Origin of the sequence: Mesorhizobium sp. YIM 152430 (assembly GCF_029210365.1) — a bacterium.
In the GTDB taxonomy this organism is placed as follows: domain Bacteria; phylum Pseudomonadota; class Alphaproteobacteria; order Rhizobiales; family Rhizobiaceae; genus Aliihoeflea.
Window position 1 is genome coordinate 28201 of record NZ_JARGES010000056.1, and the last position, 16995, is coordinate 45195.

Consider the following 16995-nt stretch of genomic DNA (forward strand, 5'->3'; position numbering starts at 1 on the left):
GCCGCGACGATCCTTCAGGCTGCGTTGCCGGTCGGCCAGAGCAGGGCGATATAGGCGATATAGCCGGCCAGAAGCAGCGCGCCTTCCCAACGCGCGATCCTGCGGCCGGTATAGGCGAGCACCAGCACCAGAAGCGACGCGCCGATCATGATGTAATTGTCGAAATTGGCGATCTCGGCCGGGACTTCGCTCGGCGCGATCAGGACGGTCACGCCGCCGATGCCGAGGATATTGTAGATGTTGGAGCCGATTATGTTGCCGAAGGCGACGTCGGCCTGCTTGCGGAAGGCGGCGACGAGCGACGTCACGAGTTCGGGCATCGAGGTGCCGACCGCGACAATGGTCAACCCGATGACGGTCTCCGAAATGCCGTATGAGCGGGCAATGGCCACCGCGCCGTTGACGAGGAGATAGCCGCCGCCGACCACGATGGCGAGGCCGGCGATGGCGGTGACGAGGCCCATCAAGGTCGAGCCGCCGGCTGTGCTGGAAAACCCCGGATCGACGCCCTGCGCAGCGGCGGACTTGCCGTGCGCGGCGCCATGATCGGCACTCCCGCTGCTCTCCTGGCGAAACGCGGTGTAGATATAGACGGCGAGCGCGGCGACGAAGGCGAGGCCGACGGCGCGGCCAAGCGGCATGACGAGCGCCAGGATGACGAAGACGATCGTGGCCGCGACCATCACCGCGCCGTCCCGCCGCAGCGCGCCCGATGCGATGGCGATCGGCGTGATCAAGGCCGAGACGCCCAGAATCAGCAGGAGATTGGCCATGTTGGAGCCGACGATATTGCCGAAGGCGATGCCGGGCGATCCGCTGAGCGCCGCCTGGACGGAGGTGACGAGTTCCGGCGAGGAGGTGCCGAAGCCGACCAGCGTCAGACCGATGACGAGCGGCGAGACACCCAGATTGCTGGCGACCTTGACCGCGCCGCGCACCAGAAGCTCACCGCCTATCACAAGCAGGATCAGTCCGGCGATGAGGGGGAGCCAGGTTTCCATTCATATCTCCGGGATCGTTCGGCACGAAGACCGCCAGCGCGGTCGGTGAACGCGCTTTAGATAAGTCGCCCGGCCGTTCTTCAAGGGGTTTGGAGGCGTGAGCGGCAAGATTCGAAGAATAATGGCTTCAGGCCGGCATCAAAAGGCCGTTCCGGTCGACCAGAAAGCGCTCCGAAAGCGGAATCGCGGCCGCGCCGAGCGTCCGCGCCTGCGGTCCCAGCGAGCCTTCGCCGAAGACGGGTTCCGCCACGCCGGAAAGATTGTGGCCGCGCATCCGCGCTTCGGCGATGGCGACCAGCCGCCTGCGCACGTCGGCCGGCATCGACCCGTCGATGATCACCGCGTCGAAATCGACCAGCGCGACGGCGGCAAGCGCGGCATCGGCGATGCCCGCCCCCGCCGCCTCGATCCAGCGGTCGAGAATGCCCGCATCGACACCCCATGCCGACGGCGTTTCCCAAAGGCTTTGCGCCGGCCGGCCGGCAGCTTCCAGTAATTCCTCCAGCCCGCAAATCGAGGCCCGCTCGATGAGTTGCACCGTCACTCCATCGTCGCGGCGCACCGGCATCGAGCCGACCGCGCCGGCATTGCCGCTGCGACCGGTGTAAAGCTGGCCGTCGAGGACGACGCCGCCGCCGATGAAATAGCCGACATAAAAATAGAGGAAATCACCCGCCGGCACCGCGTCGCCGAAAATGAGCTCGGCGCCGCAGGCCGACGAGGCGTCGTTTTGCAGGAAGACCGGGAAGGGATAGGCCTCGGCAAGCGCGGCGCGGATGTCGAGCGTTTCCCAGCCGGCGAGATCGGCCGGCGGGGCGCCGATCCGCGCCGACCACTGCCAGAGCTGGAACGGCATCGCGACGCCGAGCCCGGCAATGCGCGCACGCATTTTTGGCGCGATTTCGCCCACCACCGCATCGATGGCGCCATGGGCGAATTCGAGCACGCTGCCGGGCGTCGGCCAACGATAGACCAGCGTGCGCCGCGCACGGATGTTTCCGACGAAATCCATCAGCACGAGTTCGCTCGACCGCCGGCCGATCTTGAGGCCAAGGAACAGCGCGCCGTCCGGGGCAAGCGACATCGGCACTGAGGGCTGGCCGACCCGGCCGCGCTGGGGCTTGCCCTTTTCGAGCAGCCCATCCTTTTCCAGCGCCCGGATGATGACCCAGGCGGTCTGCGTGGAAAGGCCGGTGATGCGGGCGATGTCGGCTTTCGACATCGGCCCCTGCCGGCGCAGGATCGACAGGACCAGCCGCTCGTTCCAGGCCCGCATTCCGGACTGGTTGGAGCCGCGAAGCTGCGGATCGAAAAGCGGCGTCGTGTGCGGATCGTCCAGCAATGCGCCCTCCCAAGCGTCATCGGCGAACATGCAGTCTGGCACGTCGACCGTCAATTATAAATTAGATTGATTTATTAATTGACTCACAGCGGCAACAATGGTTCCCTGACGGCAGATTGCGATGGCCGCCCGAACGGCCGCGCAATGTTCCCGCCAGGAGGTGGCGGTCAGTTCAACGGAGGATTTTGCGATGAAGACGACGATCAAGCTCGCTCTGGCGGCAACCGCTCCCCTGGCCCTGATGCTGGCCGGCCCGGCAGCCGCGCAGGAAGAGGTCTCGGCCTGCCTGATCACCAAGACCGACATCAACCCCTTCTTCGTCAAGATGAAGGAAGGCGCCACAGCCAAGGCGCAGGAACTCGGCGTCAGGCTGTCGACCTTTGCCGGCAAGATCGACGGCGACCACGAGACGCAGGTTCAGGCGATCGAAAGCTGCATCGCCTCGGGCGCCAAGGGCATCCTGCTCACCGCGTCCGACACCAAGGCGATCGTGCCGGTGGTGCAGCAGGCGCGCGACGCCGGCATTCTGGTGATCGCGCTCGACACGCCGCTGGAGCCGATCGATTCCGCCGACGCGACCTTCGCCACCGACAATTTCAAGGCCGGCGAACTGATCGGCCAGTGGGCCGCCGCGACGCTCGGCGCCGAAGCCGAGAACGCGAAGATCGCCATGCTGGACCTCTCGGCCAGCGCGCCATCGGTCGACGTGCTGCGCGACCAGGGCTTCCTCAGCGGCTTCGGCATCGACATCAAGGACGAGAACCGGATCGGCGACGAGGACGACCCGCGCATCGTCGGCCATGACGTGACCGACGGCAACGAGGAAGGCGGGCGCACCGCGATGGAGAACCTTCTCCAGAAGGACCCCGACATCAACGTCGTCTACACGATCAACGAGCCGGCCGCGGCCGGCGCCTACGAGACGCTGAAATCCTTCGGCAAGACGGAAGGCGTGCTGATCGTCTCCGTCGATGGCGGCTGTCCCGGCGTCCAGAACGTGTCCGAAGGCATCATCGGCGCGACCTCGCAGCAATATCCGCTGTTGATGGCGTCGATGGGCATCGAGGCGATCGCCAAATTCGCCGAGACCGGCGAAAAGCCGGCGCCGACCGAAGGGCTCGACTTCTTCGACACCGGCGTCACGCTGATCACCGACCAGCCGGCCGACGGCGTCGAGTCCATCGACTCGGCCGAGGGCCTTGAGAAATGCTGGGGGTGATTGGCCCCTGAGTTCGGGCGGCGGGCGGTTCTGAATCGCTCGCCAGCAGCCGACCGGCTGTGCCGAAGTTTTTGACCCCGACGTCGATCAGGTTCACACTCGCTTCGCTTTTGGGAGGAAGCAGCATGACCGATACCAGCGCCCGGCGCGGCCAGGAATTCGAGACGAACCTGGACAAGAGCGATCGCGCCGTCGCCGCCTTCGAGGGGCACGACAAGAACCTCATCGACCGGTTGCAGCATGTGCTCCATGCCAATCCGACCATGGTGCCCTTCATCGTGCTCGGCATCAGCATCGTCGCCTTCGGCTTCATCGCCGGCGCGAACTTCTTCTCAGCCTTCAACCTGTCGCTGATCATGCAGCAGGTCTCGATTATCGGCATTCTGGCGGCCGCGCAAAGCCTCATCATCCTGACCGCCGGCATCGACCTTTCGGTCGGCGCGATCATGGTTCTGATGTCGGTCGTGGCGGGCAATCTGGCGGTCGGGCTCGGGGTGCCCGCTCCGCTCGCCATCGGCATCGGCATGGTCGGCGGCGCCGCCGCCGGCGCGCTTAACGGCCTCTTCGTCACCCGCTTCAAGCTGCCGCCCTTCATCGTCACGCTCGGCACCTGGAACATCTTCTTCGCGCTGACGCTGTGGCTGTCCGGCGCGCAGTCGATCCGCAGTCAGGACATCGACGCGGCCGCGCCGCTGCTCAAATTCTTCGGCCAGAGCTTCCGCGTCGGCGGCGCGCAGTTCACCTATGGCTCGATCCTGATGGTGCTGATTTTCGCCGTCCTGTGGTTCATGCTGAACCGAACCGCCTGGGGCCGCCACGTCTACGCCATCGGCGACGACAAGGAAGCGGCCGAACTTTCGGGCATCCGCACCAACCGCACGCTTCTGTCTGTCTATGCGCTGGCCGGCCTCGTCTGCGGCCTCGCCGCCTGGGCCTCGATCGGCCGCGTCGGCTCGGTCTCGCCACAGTCCTTCCAGGAGGCGAACCTGCAATCGATCACCGCCGTGGTGATCGGCGGCATCTCGCTTTTCGGCGGGCGCGGCTCGATCCTGGGGCCGCTCGTCGGCGCGCTGATCGTCGGCGTGTTCAATTCGGGCCTGCGCCTCGCCGGCGTCGACGTTCTGTGGCAGGTCTTCGCCATCGGCTGGCTCACCATCGTCGCCGTGGCCATCGACCAGTGGATCAGGAAGCTTTCGTCATGATCATTCAGCCCGTTCTGTCCGCTCGCGGCCTCGTCAAGCGCTATGGCCGCGTCACCGCGCTCGACCGCGCCGACTTCGATCTTTATCCGGGCGAAATCCTCGCCGTCATCGGAGACAACGGAGCCGGCAAGTCGTCGCTGATCAAGGCCATCTCCGGCGCAATCAGGCCCGACGAGGGCGAAATCCGGCTCGACGGCAATGTCATCAATTTCCGCTCGCCGATGGAGGCGCGCGAGGCCGGCATCGAGACGGTCTACCAGAACCTCGCTCTGTCGCCGGCGCTCTCGATCGCCGACAACATGTTCCTCGGCCGCGAAATAAGGAAGCCGGGCTTTCTCGGTCAGATCTTCAGGCTGCTCGACCGCGCGGCGATGGAAAAGATCGCCCGCGACAAGCTCTCCGAACTCGGCCTGATGACGATCCAGAACATCGGCCAGGCGGTGGAGACGCTGTCGGGCGGGCAGCGCCAGGGCGTTGCAGTGGCGCGTGCGGCGGCCTTCGGCTCCAAAGTCGTCATCATGGACGAGCCGACGGCCGCGCTCGGCGTCAAGGAATCGCGCCGTGTGCTCGAACTCATCCTCGACGTGCGCTCGAAGGGAATGCCGATCGTGCTCATCTCGCACAACATGCCGCATGTCTTCGAGGTCGCCGACCGCATCCACGTCCATCGCCTCGGCCGGCGCCTGTGCGTCATCGACCCGAAGGAGCACACCATGTCGGACGCCGTGGCGTTCATGACCGGGGCCAAGGCGCCGCCGGAACTGGCGGAAGCGGCGTGACGCCATGATCCTGTGCTGCGGCGACGCGCTGATCGACATGCTGCCCGTCGAACTTGCGGACGGGCGGCGCGCCTTCGTGCCCCATGCCGGCGGCGCGGTGTTCAACACCGCCGTCGCGCTCGGGCGGCTTGGCGTCGGAACGGGCTTCTTCAATGGCCTGTCGACCGATCTTTTCGGCGATATGCTGGCCGCTGAACTTGCCGCGTCCGGCGTCGATTTTTCGCTGTGTCCGCGCACCAGTCAGCCAACCACGCTCGCCTTCGTCACGCTCGAAGACGGCCACGCCCGCTATCATTTCTACGACGAGGCGACCGCGAGCCGGCTCCTGTCTCCTGCCGGTCTCCCAACCCTGGCAAAAGATGTGCGGGCGCTGTTTTTCGGCGGCATCAGCCTCGTCGCCGAGCCCTGCGGATCGGCCTTCGAGGCGTTGATGACGCGCGAGCGCGCAAGCCGGCTCGTGATGATCGACCCGAACATCCGGCCCGGTTTCGTCACCGACGAGGCCGCCTACCGCGCGCGATTGATGCGGATGATGGCAGGCGCCGACATCGTCAAGCTGTCGGACGAAGACCTCGACTGGATCTCGCCCGACGCCGACGCTTTCATTGGTGAACTGCTCGCCGCCGGCCCTTCGCTCGTGCTCGCCACCCATGGCGCGCGCGGCGCGACCGGTCACATCTCCGGCAGGACGATCTCGGTGCCGCCGCGACCGGCGGCCATCGTCGATACGGTCGGTGCGGGTGACGCCTTCAATGCCGGCTTCCTCGAAGCGCTGGACGGCCTTTGCCGTCTCGACAAGGATGCGCTCCGGGCCATGGGCGAAGGCGATCTTCGCCTTTGTCTCGATCGCGCGGCGGAAGTCGCCGCCGTCGCCGTCTCGCGTCCCGGCGCCAACCCGCCCTGGGCGGCCGACATCTCCGCGCCTGCATGGCGGCTGCTCGCAGCGCGGGCCTAAAGCACGTGCGGCCGCCAGACGATATCGGCCGATGCGCCATGCGCCTTGACGAGATCGACATTGGGCATGTCGTTCGACGCCACCCAATGCGCCGCCCTGTCCGCGCTCCAGCCGAGATCGAGCCAGCGGCGCATCAGCCGCTTTTCGAGCTCGGCGCGTGGCACGTCGATCAGCACCGTCAGGTCGAAGAGCGGGCGCAGCGCGCTCCATGGCGCGGCGTCGAGCGTCAGGTAATTGCCCTCGACGATGACGAACCGCGCATCGGCCGAAATCCGCGCCGCGCCGGCCCGCGCCAGGTCGAGCGGTCGGTCGAATACGGGCACCACGACATCCCCGCCGGCACGCACGCGCATGACGACGCTTTCGAGCCCCGCGACGTCGAACGTGTCCGGCGCGCCCTTGCGCTGGTGCCGGCCGAGCGCGTCGAGGATCGCATTGTCGTAGTGGAACCCATCACCCTGAAGGATCGCCGCATCGCCGAGCGCATCCGCCAGAAGCTCCGACAGCGTCGATTTGCCGGAGCCCGGCGGCCCGGCGAGAGCGACGACGAAGCGGACGTGCCCCTTGGCCCGCTCTTCGATCTTCCCGGCAATGTCGACAACCGAATCCATACTGCGAAGTGAACCGATGAAACGTTCTGAAATCAACGACATCATGCGCCGGGCTGACGAGATGATGCGCCGCTTCGGCTTCGTCCTGCCGCCCTTCGCCCGCTGGACGCCTGAAGCGTTTCGCGCGCGAAGCGACGCGCAGGCGATCGTCGACGCGCGTCTCGGCTGGGACATCACCGACTATGGCGCGGGCCGGTTCGACGAGATGGGCCTGTTCCTCTTCACCTTGCGCAACGGCCGCCTCGCGGACCTGAAGCGCGGCGGCGGCATGTGCTATGCCGAAAAGCTCCTCATCTCGCGGCGCGACCAGTTGAGCCCGATGCACACGCATCGCCTGAAGGCCGAGGACATCATCAATCGCGGCGGCGCGACGCTTGTGGTCGAGCTCTTCGGCTCCGACCCGAATGGCGATTTCGATGCGACACGCGGCGTCACCGTCGCCTGCGACGGCATCGCGCGCACACTGCCTGCCGGCGGCAAGTTGCAGCTTGCGCCGGGCGAAAGCGTGACGCTGATGCCGGGCAACTGGCACGCCTTCTGGGGCGAAGGCGGCGACGTGCTGATCGGCGAGGTCTCGACCGTCAATGACGACCTGACCGACAATGTCTTCCGCGAGAAGATCGGCCGCTTCGCCGAAATAGAAGAGGACGAGATGCCGCTGCACCTTCTCGTCAGCGACTATCCGGCATGGCTCGTCCGCAATTCGTGATCGGTGCGGGCGCCAGCCCGTCTGGTCAGGATTGATGTTCGGGCGTATAGCTCGCCGGATCATACCGTGTGGTTCGACAGCATCTTGAACACGCTCCATATTCGCGCCGTCACCTTCGTCGCAGCGATCTTCTCGGCCTATCTCGCGCTTTTCATGGCCCTTCCGGCGGTGGTCGACCTTTATGTCGGCAACCCGGACTGGCAGGTCTTCACCTTGTCGGGGCTGCTGGTCGGCGGCCTGTCGGCGGGAGTCGCGCTTGCGACCTTCGGCTCCTCGCCCCAGCTTTCGGCCCGCTTCGGGTTCCTGCTCGTCAATGTCCTGTGGGTCACGACCGCCATTGCCGGCGCCGTGCCGCTTTATGCCGCCTCGATCGGCCTCAGCGTCACCGATGCGATCTTCGAAAGCGTCTCGGCGCTGACGACGACAGGATCGACCGTGATCGCCGGCCTCGATTCGCTGCCGCCGGGCCTGCTCTTGTGGCGTTCGCTCCTGCAATGGATCGGCGGCGTCGGGGTCATCGCGCTCGGCCTCTTCGTCCTGCCTTTTCTCAATATCGGCGGCGTTTCCTATCTGAAGATCGAATCCTCGGACATCGGCGACCGGCCCTTCGCCCGACTTTCGACCTACACCATCGCGCTTTTAGGCATCTATGCCGCTCTGACGCTGATCTGCGCGCTCGCCTATGCGGCTGCTGGCATGACCGCGTTCGACGCAATCAATCACGCCATGACGACGCTTTCGACCGGCGGGTTCTCCACCCATGACGCCTCGCTCGGCTTCTATGCCGACCGGCCGGCGATCCTGTGGATCGGAACGGTCTTCATGTTCGTCGGCGCCCTGCCCTTCTCGATCCTCATCCTGCTCGCCGTGCGCGGCCGGATCGATCCACTCGGCGACCCGCAGATCCGCGTCTTCGCGACCTATTGCGCGGGCTTCATCCTCGCCGTCGCGATCTATCTGCGCGTGACGACCGAGATCGGCTTCGGCACGGCGCTGACCCATTCGGCCTTCAATTTCGTTTCCATCATCACCACGACGGGCTATGCCAGCGGCGACTATTCGGCCTGGGGGCCGTTCGCCGTCGGCTGCGCTTTCGTCGCCACCTTCCTGGGCGGTTGTTCCGGCTCCACCTCGGGCGGCATCAAGGCCTACCGGTTCTACATCCTCTACCAGCTTCTCGCGCGCGGCCTGAACAAGCTGATCTATCCGAATTCGGTGCAATCCATCCGCTATGGCAAGCGCGTCATCGACGGCGACATGCAGCGCGCGACCACGCTCTTCGTCGCCGTTTTCCTCATTCTGCTGTGCGTCGGCACGCTACTCCTGACGCTGACCGGCCTCGACCTCGTCAGCGCCGTGACGGGCACCTTGACCGCGCTGACCAATGTCGGCCCCGGCCTCGGCGACATCATCGGGCCGGCCGGCAATTTCGTGCCTCTCTCCGATGCCGCAAAATGGGTGCTGATCGCGGCCATGCTGCTTGGGCGTCTCGAAATCCTGGCGGTCCTCGTCCTGATGTCGCCTGCATTCTGGCGACATTGATCGGAACATTTCACATTAGAGACTGTTCATGGAGCGAACGACCGGAAGGTCATCCCCAGCCTCGACAGGAGCATTCTCATGGCGAAAAGCGCCAAGGTTCTCGACACCAAGCCCAAGGACGTTGAAATCAATACCGGCATCGCCGCAAAAGATCGCAAGGCCGTCGCCGAAAGCCTCTCCGCGATCCTGGCGGATACCTATGCGCTTCTGGTCAAGACGCACATCTACCACTGGAACGTGGTCGGCCCGCTTTTCCATTCGATCCATGTGATGACCGAGGAACAGTATAACGATCTGTTCAAGGCGACGGACGAACTGGCCGAACGCATCCGCGCCCTTGGCTATCGCGCGCCGGTCGCCGGCAACAAGGGCGCCGACATCGTGATCGAGCTCGGCGCCGATTCGAAGTCCGCGCACGACATGGTCGCCGATCTCGTCAACGGCCATGAGTCGGCCATCCGCAAGATGCGTGACGCGGCCGAACAGGCCGAGGAAGCCGAGGATTTCGTCTCGCACGACATGCTCGTCGGCCGCATGACCTATCACGAAAAGGTCGTGTGGATGCTGCGCGCGGTCGTCACCGAATAGCAGCAATCAAGCCGGCGGGCAGCGATCGTCCAACGGCCTTCAGCCAATGATGTTCTGGACGATGAAGGCGCGCTTGCCATGCGTGCCGGACGCGATCGACGCGACCTCTTGGATGTCGAAGTGCAGGCGGCTGTCGGTTCGCGCTTCGAGTGCGCTTGCAAGCCGCTCGGCGTCAGTTTCCCCGCCTCCGGTCGCCGGCACATAGCGAAGAGCTGCGATGCCGGGCGTGTCCTGCACGAACTGCCATTCGGCGAGCCCGCGCAGGAGCGTCACGTCCTCCGGCACGAGGTCGGTGGCGACGATCCGGCCTCCATCGCGGCCAACCAGGAAATCCGGCTTGCGGCGCGGGGCGATGTCGCGAACCGTCAGCCGCCAGCCATTTTCGCGCGTCGCCGCCTCGACGAGTCGCGCCCGGTCGCCGGTGTCGTAGCGAATGAAAGGCATTCCGGTGGAAATAAAGCCGGTGCCCAGAAGCCGCCCTTCGGTGCCCGGCGTCGCGACGGGCGCGCTGTCATCGTCGACCAGTTCCGCCAGCCCGTAAAGCGGCTCGAACGTGTAGACGCCCGCCTCGCCCGGTCGTTCGACGGCAAAGGCGACTTTCTCGCTCATGCCGTAGAAAGGCACGATGTCTGCCTGCGGGAAGACCCTGGCGAAAAGCGCGCGCTGGTGGGCGAAAAGGGGCTCTGAGATCGGAAAGATGCCCCGGACCCGATGCGCCAGCCGGCGCCCGGCATTGTCGAGATGGCGCGCGAACAGCTCGATCGCGGATGGATAGCCGTGAATGTAGGCAATGCGTCGCCGCTCGATCTCGTCCGCCATCGCGGCCGCTTCCACGGGTCCAAGCGGAAAGACGGCAAGTCGCAGTTCGTTCAGCGCCGGGTCCCATTGATGAGGCGCATTGGCGTTGTCGAGGCGAAAGCCGCGCAGGACGGCGCGCGCGTCACCCGGCCGGTAGCCCGCGCGGGCCCAGGCCGTGGTGACGAAAGCGAATTCGCGCACGCTGCGGTCGGCATCGACCAGGAATTCGAACGGCGCCTCGGCGTTGGAGCCGCTGGTGGTCGTATGGACAAGCGCAGGCGATGCGTCGACGCGCGCGGCGTCCCCCGCCTCGCGCATCATCTGCTTGGTCGTGATCGGCACGTTCGCCAGCGCCTCGAGTTCGAAGGTCGCGAAGGCCGCGGCGCCGAGAACCTTGCGCCAGAACGCGCTGCCCGCCGACGCCTTGCTGAGAAGCCCCTGCAACTGCGTCTGCGCCCGCTCGACCGCGAAGGCAGGATCGGTCTGCGATTGGCGGATGTCCCGCCGCCAGCGCTCGAAAGCCGGCCCGTATTTCAGGCTGCGCGGAACGAGCGCGACGAGTGGCGCCAGCCTACGCCTTATCGGTGCCGGCGTGCGGGTATAGGCGCTGCGTGCGATGTCGACGATCCGCATGGTCCTGGGCTTTCAGTGCGACGCATTGTTCCTCACCTGAAACGCATCACTGTGCCTGTTCGCCTCACCGCACAATCGCAACCTTAAGCAATGGTTAACATTCCGCCGAGGCGGCCCGTCGGCGCCGCGAGGTTTTTGCCATCAGTGGTTGTGACCAGACTGCCCGCCCGTTCCGCCCATTCCCTCGACGGCGAACTCGACCTCGACCTCGCCGGCCTTTTCGAAGACCAGCGTGCCGGCGAAATTCTCGCCCTCCACGAACTGCCTTTCGGGGCCCATGAACATGATGTGGAAGGAGCCGGGTTCGAGCTTCACTTCGCCGCCTGCCGGGATTTCGATGCCGTCTGCAAGCGGCCGCATGGTCATCACGCCGTTGCCGTCGACCGCCATCTCATGGATTTCGGCCGAGGCCGCGAAATCGCTGCGCACCTCGATCAGCCGGTCGGCTTCCGACCCGTTATTGGTGATGGAGGCATAGCCGGCCGCAACCCGCGCGCCCTCAGGCGTCGCCCGCGACCACGGATGGTCTATCGTCAGATCCCCGGCGGCGAAGTCGTGGGCCGAGGCCGGCACGGCGAATGCTGCAAGGGCGCCGGCAAGGGCGATGGATGGGATGAACTTCATGCCTCTGTCTCCTGATCTCCTGACGCTGGTTCTACCACCGGAGGAAGCGAATTTCCTGTGCGGCAAAACGCGCCGGCGAAAACCCGAAATCCTTTTCCCGCCATCCCACCAATCTTGGAATGCAAATTCTCTACACTGCGTCCCGAATTTGCGCATTGTCGCGGCCGGAACGAAGGCGTAGTCACGCCGCCATGAAGAACATGACAGAGACGACCGCAGCTTTTGGGAGGGAGCCTGCGGTTCGGAAAGGCCCGGCAAGGACAATGACGATGAACGCCCCGCGACCGGCAGGCTGGCCGGCATGAACATGGCGCCCCGCAATTTTGCTGCCGCCGAGGCCGCGTCGACGGATGCGATCGTCCGCTTCGAAGCCGTCTCCAAGAGCTTTCCCGCCGGGCGCGCCTCGGGCGAGGTCGTCGCGCTCGACGGCATCGACCTTGCCGCCCCGCGCGGCTCGATCACCGCCATCATCGGCCGTTCCGGCGCCGGCAAGTCGACGCTGATCCGCCTTGTCAACGGGCTGGAGAAGCCGTCCGCAGGCAAGGTGCTGGTCGACGGAACGGACATCGCACCGCTCGGCGAAAAGGCACTGCGCGACACGCGCCGGCAGATCGGCATGATCTTCCAGCATTTCAATCTCCTCTCCTCGCGCACCGTCTTCGACAATGTGGCGCTGCCGCTGGAGATTTCCGGCGTTTCCGCCAAGGAGATCGAGGCGCGCGTGACGCCGCTGCTCGACCTCGTGGGGCTCGCCGACAAGCGCAACCGCTACCCGTCCGAACTCTCCGGCGGCCAGAAGCAGCGGGTCGGCATCGCCCGCGCGCTCGCCATGCAGCCGAAACTTCTCCTGTCGGACGAGGCAACCTCGGCGCTCGATCCCGAAACGACGCTTTCAGTGCTGGCGCTCCTGCGCCGCATCAACCAGAAACTCGGCCTGACGATCATCCTCATCACCCACGAGATGGAAGTGGTGAAGTCGATCGCCGACCATGTCGCGGTGATCGAACAGGGCCGGATCGTCGAGAGCGGCACGACCTTCGACGTCTTTACCCGCCCTGAGCACGAGACCACGAAGGCGCTGCTCGCCGGCATTCCCGGCATGACGCTGCCGGAATTCGTCACCGCGCGGATCAGGCCGGAGCCGTCACCGGGCAGCGAGGCGGTGGTGCGCATCGTCTTTACCGGAACCCATGCCACCGACCCGGTGCTTTCGCGCCTGTCGAAGCAAATGGACCTCGAAGTGAACATCCTCGGCGGCGCGGTCGACGAGATCGCCGGCCGTCCCTTCGGCACGCTGATCGTCTCGTTCAAGGGCGACGACGCCAAGATCGCCGAGACCCGCGCCTTCCTCGCCGGGCTCGGACTCACCACGGAGGTGCTCGGCCATGTCGCCTGATATCGTATGGCTCATCGTCCGCGCCACCGGACAGACGCTGCACATGGTCTCGGTCGCCGCCCTCATCGGGTCCCTGATCGGCATCCCGCTCGGCGTGTTCCTCGCCACCTCGGGACGCGGCGAACTCTTCCACGCGCCGGTGACGAACCGCGTCCTCGGCGCGATCGTCAACGCCACGCGCTCGACGCCCTTCATCATCCTCGTCGTCGCGATCATCCCCTTCACCCGCCTCGTCGCCGGCACGTCGATCGGCACCACGGCGGCCATCGTCCCGCTGACGATCGCGACGATCCCCTTCGTCGCAAGGCTGGTGGAATCGGCGATCCGCGAGGTCGATCCGGGTCTGATCGAGACCGCGCGCGCGATGGGAGCCTCGCCGTTCCAGATCGTCTGGAAGGTGCTTCTCGCCGAAGCCCGTCCCGGCATCACGCTGGCACTGACGCTGACAATCGTCAGCCTGATCGGCTATTCGGCGATGGTCGGCGCGGTCGGCGGCGGCGGACTGGGCGACCTTGGCATCCGCTACGGCTACCAGCGCTTCATGCCCGATGTGATGCTCGCGGTCGTCGTCGTGCTGATCGTCATGGTGCAGATCGTGCAGTCGGCCGGCGACCGTCTAGCCCGCCATTTCGACAAGCGCGCCCGCCCCAGATAGCTGGCAACGCGTTGAATCTTTCCATCTGATCGCAAACGGAGACTTCTGAAAATGTTGAAGAAACTGATCCTCGGCACCGCGCTCGCCACTGCGTTCGCCGGCTCCGCCTTCGCGCAGGAGATCAAGATCGGCGTGACGCCCGGACCGCACGCGCAGATCATGGAAAAGGTGAAGGAAATCGCCGCCGCCGACGGGCTCGAGATCGAGATCCTCGAATTCTCCGACTATGTCGTGCCGAACCAGGCGCTGAACGACGGCGAGTTGCAGGCCAACTCGTTCCAGCACAAGCCCTATCTCGACAACCAGGTCCGCGATCGCGGCTTCGAGATCATCGACGTCGCCTACACGGTCAATTTCCCGATGGGCATCTATTCGCAAAAGCACGAGAGCTTCGAGGCGCTGCCGGACGGCGCGACGATCGGCATCCCGAACGACCCGACCAATGGCGGCCGCGCGCTGCTGGTGGTCGCGGACTCGGGCGCGATCACGCTCGACCCGGAAAAGGGCCTCAACGTCACCATTGCGGACATCACCGAGAACCCGAAGAACTTCAACTTCGTCGAACTCGACGCCGCGCAGCTTCCGCGCTCGCTCGCCGATACGGACGCATCCGCGATCAACACCAACTACGCGCTCGAAGCCGGCCTCGACCCGGCCAACGACCCGATCCTGAAGGAAGGCGCCAAGGCGCCCTACGTCAATCTGATCGCCGTCAATGCGGCCGACGAGAATGCCGAATGGGTCGCCAAGCTGGTCGCGGCCTACCACAATGACGAGGTGAAAGCCTTCGTCGACGAGACCTTCAAGGGCTCGGTGCTGACCGCCTGGTAAGTCTCTGAAAGGGCGGCGAAAGCCGCCCTTCTCTAGAGGCGCATCAGCACGAGGCCGGCGATGACGATGAGGATGGCGAGAACGCGCTGCGCCTTGATCTTCTCGCCGAGGAACAGGATGCCGATGATCACCGCAAAGATCACGCTCGTCTCGCGCAGCGCGGCCACCAGCGCGATCGGCGCGACGGTGAAGCCCCAGATCGCGATCCAGTAGGCGCCGAGCGACAGCGCGCCGGCGATGAAGCCCGCCTTCCAGTTCTGCGCGATCATGCGCGCCGTCGCCTTGCCCTGCCGCCAGAAGGCCCAGGCAAGAAGCGGAATGCCGTTGAGCACGAACAGCCACAGCACATAGGCGTGCGGGTCCTGCCCCGTGCGGGCGCCCACACCGTCGGAGAGCGTGTAGCCGGTGATGAAGACGGCCGTGACGAGCGCGAAGACGATCCCGCGCGGCGAGGCTCTCAGTGCCTTGATGCCGCCATCGAGCGACAGCGTCACGATGCCGAGGCCGAGCACCACGATGCCGACCGTCGCGAAGGGCGTCAGGTCCTCCCCGAGGAGGAGGATACTGGCGCCGAGCGTCAGCATCGGCGCCGAACCGCGCGCCAGCGGATAGATCTGCCCAAGTTCGCCATGCGCATAGGCGTTGGCGAGGAAGACGTTGTAGCCGAGATGGAGGCAGACCGAGAGCGCCAGCCACGGCCACGCCTCGGCACGGGGGACGTCGACGAAGAACAGCCCCGGCAGCGCGATCAGCGCGCTCATCGCCGCCAGCATGGTCATCAGGGCAATGCGGTCGCCGCGAAAGCGCAGGACGGCGTTCCAGCCCGCGTGCATCAGGGCGGAGGCAAGGACGATGGCGATGACGGTAAGGCTCATGGCCCCGCACTATAGCCGGCGAAGGAAAAGGACAATCTGTGCGCTTGGCCCAAGCCGCGCCGCGCCCCTAGTCCAGACGGCAATGTAGCGATTGCCTCACCGCATATATGCTCTACTGGAATTCCAACGACTTGCGACCGGAAAGCGAATCGATACCTGATGCAGACACCGACACCCATCTTCGACGGCCACAACGACACGCTGCTGCGGCTTCACCTGAAGAAGAGCGCCGACCCGGTCGCCGAATTCCTGAATGGCGGCGTCGGCGGCCATATCGACCTGCCGCGCGCGCTGGAAGGCGGCTTGCGCGCCGGGCTGTTCGCGATCTTCATCCCCTCGCCCGGCAAGGAGGCCGATGTCGAGGCGATCATGAACCAGCCGACCTATGACGCGCCGCTGCCCCACCGCTGCGCGACCGATGCGGCGCTGGCCGAGACGATGGCGATGGCCGCGCTTCTCTTCCGCATCGAGGCGGCGGCCGAAGGCCGGCTGAAGGTCTGCCGCACGGCAGCCGAGATCGCCGCCACGGTCGATGCCGGCAATCTCGCGGCCGTGCTCCACATCGAGGGTGCCGAGGCGATCGACACGGATTTCAACACTCTCGACGTGCTCCATCAGGCCGGCCTGCGCTCGCTTGGCCCGGTCTGGAGCCGGCCGAACGTTTTCGGCCACGGCGTGCCGTTCCGCTTTCCCTCTACGCCCGATACCGGCCCCGGCCTCACCGATCTCGGCCGCGAGCTTGTGCGCCGCTGCAACGCGCTCCGCGTCGCCTTCGACCTGTCGCACATCACCGAAAAGGGCTTCTGGGATGTGGCGGAACTGACCGACGCGCCGCTCATCGCCTCCCACTCCAACGCCCATGCGGTGACGCCCCACGCGCGCAATCTGACCGACGCGCAATTGAAGGCGATCGGCGAGACCGGAGGCATCGTCGGGCTGAACTATGCCACGGCATTCCTGCGGGCCGACGGACGCATGAGGCCCGACACGCCCTTCGACGTGATGCTGTGCCATATCGATCACATGGTCGAAAAGGCCGGCATCGATTCGGTCGGCCTCGGCTCGGACTTCGACGGCGCGATGGTGCCGCAAATGTTGGGTGATGCCGCCGGCCTGCCGAAGCTGGTCGAGGCGATTCGCGCGCATGGATATGGCGAGGCGGAAATCGGAAAGCTGTGCTTCGGCAACTGGCTGCGGGTGTTGAAGGAGACGTGGGGCGGCTGATCGTCCGGGGC

At 65.7% G+C, this 16995-nt stretch carries 17 protein-coding genes; 11 read left to right on the forward strand and 6 right to left on the reverse strand.

Annotated elements, in window-relative coordinates; translation table 11 throughout:
- Positions 1 to 14: 14 nt before the first annotated feature.
- Both PZ895_RS17785 and PZ895_RS17790 read right to left on the reverse strand, forming a co-directional pair.
- A complete protein-coding gene (locus tag PZ895_RS17785) occupies positions 15 to 1001 on the reverse strand; it encodes a calcium/sodium antiporter (protein WP_275840324.1) in 987 nt (328 codons plus the stop codon).
- 127 nt (positions 1002 to 1128) lie between these two features.
- On the reverse strand, positions 1129 to 2343 hold the full coding sequence (locus PZ895_RS17790; RefSeq protein WP_275840325.1) for an ROK family transcriptional regulator: 1215 nt from the start codon (positions 2341 to 2343) through the stop codon (positions 1129 to 1131).
- A gap of 190 nt (positions 2344 to 2533) precedes the next feature.
- Here PZ895_RS17790 and PZ895_RS17795 point away from each other — a divergent pair, with 190 nt between their 5' ends.
- The 4 genes from PZ895_RS17795 to PZ895_RS17810 all read left to right on the forward strand — a co-directional run bounded on the left by PZ895_RS17795 (position 2534) and on the right by PZ895_RS17810 (position 6498).
- The gene (locus PZ895_RS17795) at positions 2534 to 3562 is read left to right on the forward strand and encodes a sugar ABC transporter substrate-binding protein (RefSeq protein WP_275840326.1); all 1029 of its coding nucleotides are present in this window, start codon (positions 2534 to 2536) and stop codon (positions 3560 to 3562) included.
- A gap of 125 nt (positions 3563 to 3687) precedes the next feature.
- On the forward strand, positions 3688 to 4764 hold the full coding sequence (locus PZ895_RS17800; protein ID WP_275840327.1) for an ABC transporter permease: 1077 nt from the start codon (positions 3688 to 3690) through the stop codon (positions 4762 to 4764).
- Complete coding sequence (locus PZ895_RS17805) at positions 4761 to 5543, forward strand: ATP-binding cassette domain-containing protein (RefSeq protein ID WP_275840328.1); 783 nt, start codon at positions 4761 to 4763, stop codon at positions 5541 to 5543. The genes PZ895_RS17800 and PZ895_RS17805 overlap by 4 nt, the downstream gene beginning before the upstream one ends.
- A gap of 4 nt (positions 5544 to 5547) precedes the next feature.
- On the forward strand, positions 5548 to 6498 hold the full coding sequence (locus PZ895_RS17810; RefSeq protein ID WP_275840329.1) for a carbohydrate kinase: 951 nt from the start codon (positions 5548 to 5550) through the stop codon (positions 6496 to 6498).
- Here the strand turns inward: PZ895_RS17810 and PZ895_RS17815 are convergent.
- On the reverse strand, positions 6495 to 7109 hold the full coding sequence (locus PZ895_RS17815; RefSeq protein ID WP_275840330.1) for a nucleoside/nucleotide kinase family protein: 615 nt from the start codon (positions 7107 to 7109) through the stop codon (positions 6495 to 6497). The two genes, PZ895_RS17810 and PZ895_RS17815, sit on opposite strands and share 4 nt — an antisense overlap.
- Before the next feature lie 16 nt (positions 7110 to 7125).
- Here PZ895_RS17815 and PZ895_RS17820 point away from each other — a divergent pair, with 16 nt between their 5' ends.
- The 3 genes from PZ895_RS17820 (at position 7126) to PZ895_RS17830 (ending at position 9948) form a co-directional block, all read left to right on the forward strand.
- Positions 7126 to 7818 carry a D-lyxose/D-mannose family sugar isomerase gene (locus tag PZ895_RS17820; RefSeq protein ID WP_275840331.1) on the forward strand — a complete coding sequence of 231 codons (693 nt, stop codon included), beginning with the start codon at positions 7126 to 7128 and terminating at the stop codon, positions 7816 to 7818.
- Positions 7819 to 7902: 84 nt separating this feature from the next.
- Positions 7903 to 9360 carry a TrkH family potassium uptake protein gene (locus PZ895_RS17825; protein ID WP_275840591.1) on the forward strand — a complete coding sequence of 486 codons (1458 nt, stop codon included), beginning with the start codon at positions 7903 to 7905 and terminating at the stop codon, positions 9358 to 9360.
- Between the two features lie 78 nt (positions 9361 to 9438).
- Positions 9439 to 9948 carry a Dps family protein gene (locus PZ895_RS17830; RefSeq protein WP_275840332.1) on the forward strand — a complete coding sequence of 170 codons (510 nt, stop codon included), beginning with the start codon at positions 9439 to 9441 and terminating at the stop codon, positions 9946 to 9948.
- A gap of 39 nt (positions 9949 to 9987) precedes the next feature.
- On the opposite strand, the gene PZ895_RS17835 is transcribed toward PZ895_RS17830, so the two are convergent.
- Together PZ895_RS17835 and PZ895_RS17840 are read right to left on the reverse strand one after the other, a co-directional pair.
- Positions 9988 to 11379, reverse strand: coding sequence for a CoF synthetase (locus PZ895_RS17835; RefSeq protein WP_275840333.1), 1392 nt, complete (start codon positions 11377 to 11379; stop codon positions 9988 to 9990).
- 141 nt (positions 11380 to 11520) lie between these two features.
- Positions 11521 to 12003, reverse strand: a complete 483-nt coding sequence (locus PZ895_RS17840) for a copper chaperone PCu(A)C (RefSeq protein WP_275840334.1) — start codon at positions 12001 to 12003, stop codon at positions 11521 to 11523.
- A gap of 307 nt (positions 12004 to 12310) precedes the next feature.
- Here PZ895_RS17840 and PZ895_RS17845 point away from each other — a divergent pair, with 307 nt between their 5' ends.
- From PZ895_RS17845 to PZ895_RS17855, 3 genes are read left to right on the forward strand one after another with little or no spacing between them, the layout of a single operon-like run.
- Entirely contained in the window at positions 12311 to 13399 is a 1089-nt protein-coding gene (locus PZ895_RS17845) for a methionine ABC transporter ATP-binding protein (protein WP_275840592.1), read from the forward strand.
- Positions 13389 to 14054: a methionine ABC transporter permease gene (locus tag PZ895_RS17850; RefSeq protein WP_275840335.1), complete on the forward strand. Its 666-nt coding sequence runs from the start codon at positions 13389 to 13391 to the stop codon at positions 14052 to 14054. The genes PZ895_RS17845 and PZ895_RS17850 overlap by 11 nt, the downstream gene beginning before the upstream one ends.
- 51 nt (positions 14055 to 14105) lie before the next feature.
- Positions 14106 to 14885 carry a MetQ/NlpA family ABC transporter substrate-binding protein gene (locus tag PZ895_RS17855; RefSeq protein ID WP_275840336.1) on the forward strand — a complete coding sequence of 260 codons (780 nt, stop codon included), beginning with the start codon at positions 14106 to 14108 and terminating at the stop codon, positions 14883 to 14885.
- 32 nt (positions 14886 to 14917) lie between these two features.
- On the opposite strand, the gene PZ895_RS17860 is transcribed toward PZ895_RS17855, so the two are convergent.
- Positions 14918 to 15760: an EamA family transporter gene (locus PZ895_RS17860; protein WP_275840337.1), complete on the reverse strand. Its 843-nt coding sequence runs from the start codon at positions 15758 to 15760 to the stop codon at positions 14918 to 14920.
- A gap of 159 nt (positions 15761 to 15919) precedes the next feature.
- Between PZ895_RS17860 and PZ895_RS17865 the strand changes: the two genes are divergently transcribed.
- On the forward strand, positions 15920 to 16984 hold the full coding sequence (locus tag PZ895_RS17865) for a dipeptidase (protein WP_275840338.1): 1065 nt from the start codon (positions 15920 to 15922) through the stop codon (positions 16982 to 16984).
- Positions 16985 to 16995: the final 11 nt, after the last annotated feature.

Coding starts and splice junctions, on each gene's coding strand:
- PZ895_RS17785 (WP_275840324.1), bottom strand. CDS start 1,001: ATGGAAACCTGGCTCCCCCTCATCGCCGGACTGATCCTGCTTGTGATA.
- PZ895_RS17795 (WP_275840326.1), top strand. CDS start 2,534: ATGAAGACGACGATCAAGCTCGCTCTGGCGGCAACCGCTCCCCTGGCC.
- PZ895_RS17800 (WP_275840327.1), top strand. CDS start 3,688: ATGACCGATACCAGCGCCCGGCGCGGCCAGGAATTCGAGACGAACCTG.
- PZ895_RS17805 (WP_275840328.1), top strand. CDS start 4,761: ATGATCATTCAGCCCGTTCTGTCCGCTCGCGGCCTCGTCAAGCGCTAT.
- PZ895_RS17810 (WP_275840329.1), top strand. CDS start 5,548: ATGATCCTGTGCTGCGGCGACGCGCTGATCGACATGCTGCCCGTCGAA.
- PZ895_RS17815 (WP_275840330.1), bottom strand. CDS start 7,109: ATGGATTCGGTTGTCGACATTGCCGGGAAGATCGAAGAGCGGGCCAAG.
- PZ895_RS17820 (WP_275840331.1), top strand. CDS start 7,126: ATGAAACGTTCTGAAATCAACGACATCATGCGCCGGGCTGACGAGATG.
- PZ895_RS17830 (WP_275840332.1), top strand. CDS start 9,439: ATGGCGAAAAGCGCCAAGGTTCTCGACACCAAGCCCAAGGACGTTGAA.
- PZ895_RS17835 (WP_275840333.1), bottom strand. CDS start 11,379: ATGCGGATCGTCGACATCGCACGCAGCGCCTATACCCGCACGCCGGCA.
- PZ895_RS17840 (WP_275840334.1), bottom strand. CDS start 12,003: ATGAAGTTCATCCCATCCATCGCCCTTGCCGGCGCCCTTGCAGCATTC.
- PZ895_RS17845 (WP_275840592.1), top strand. CDS start 12,311: ATGGCGCCCCGCAATTTTGCTGCCGCCGAGGCCGCGTCGACGGATGCG.
- PZ895_RS17850 (WP_275840335.1), top strand. CDS start 13,389: ATGTCGCCTGATATCGTATGGCTCATCGTCCGCGCCACCGGACAGACG.
- PZ895_RS17855 (WP_275840336.1), top strand. CDS start 14,106: ATGTTGAAGAAACTGATCCTCGGCACCGCGCTCGCCACTGCGTTCGCC.
- PZ895_RS17860 (WP_275840337.1), bottom strand. CDS start 15,760: ATGAGCCTTACCGTCATCGCCATCGTCCTTGCCTCCGCCCTGATGCAC.
- PZ895_RS17865 (WP_275840338.1), top strand. CDS start 15,920: ATGCAGACACCGACACCCATCTTCGACGGCCACAACGACACGCTGCTG.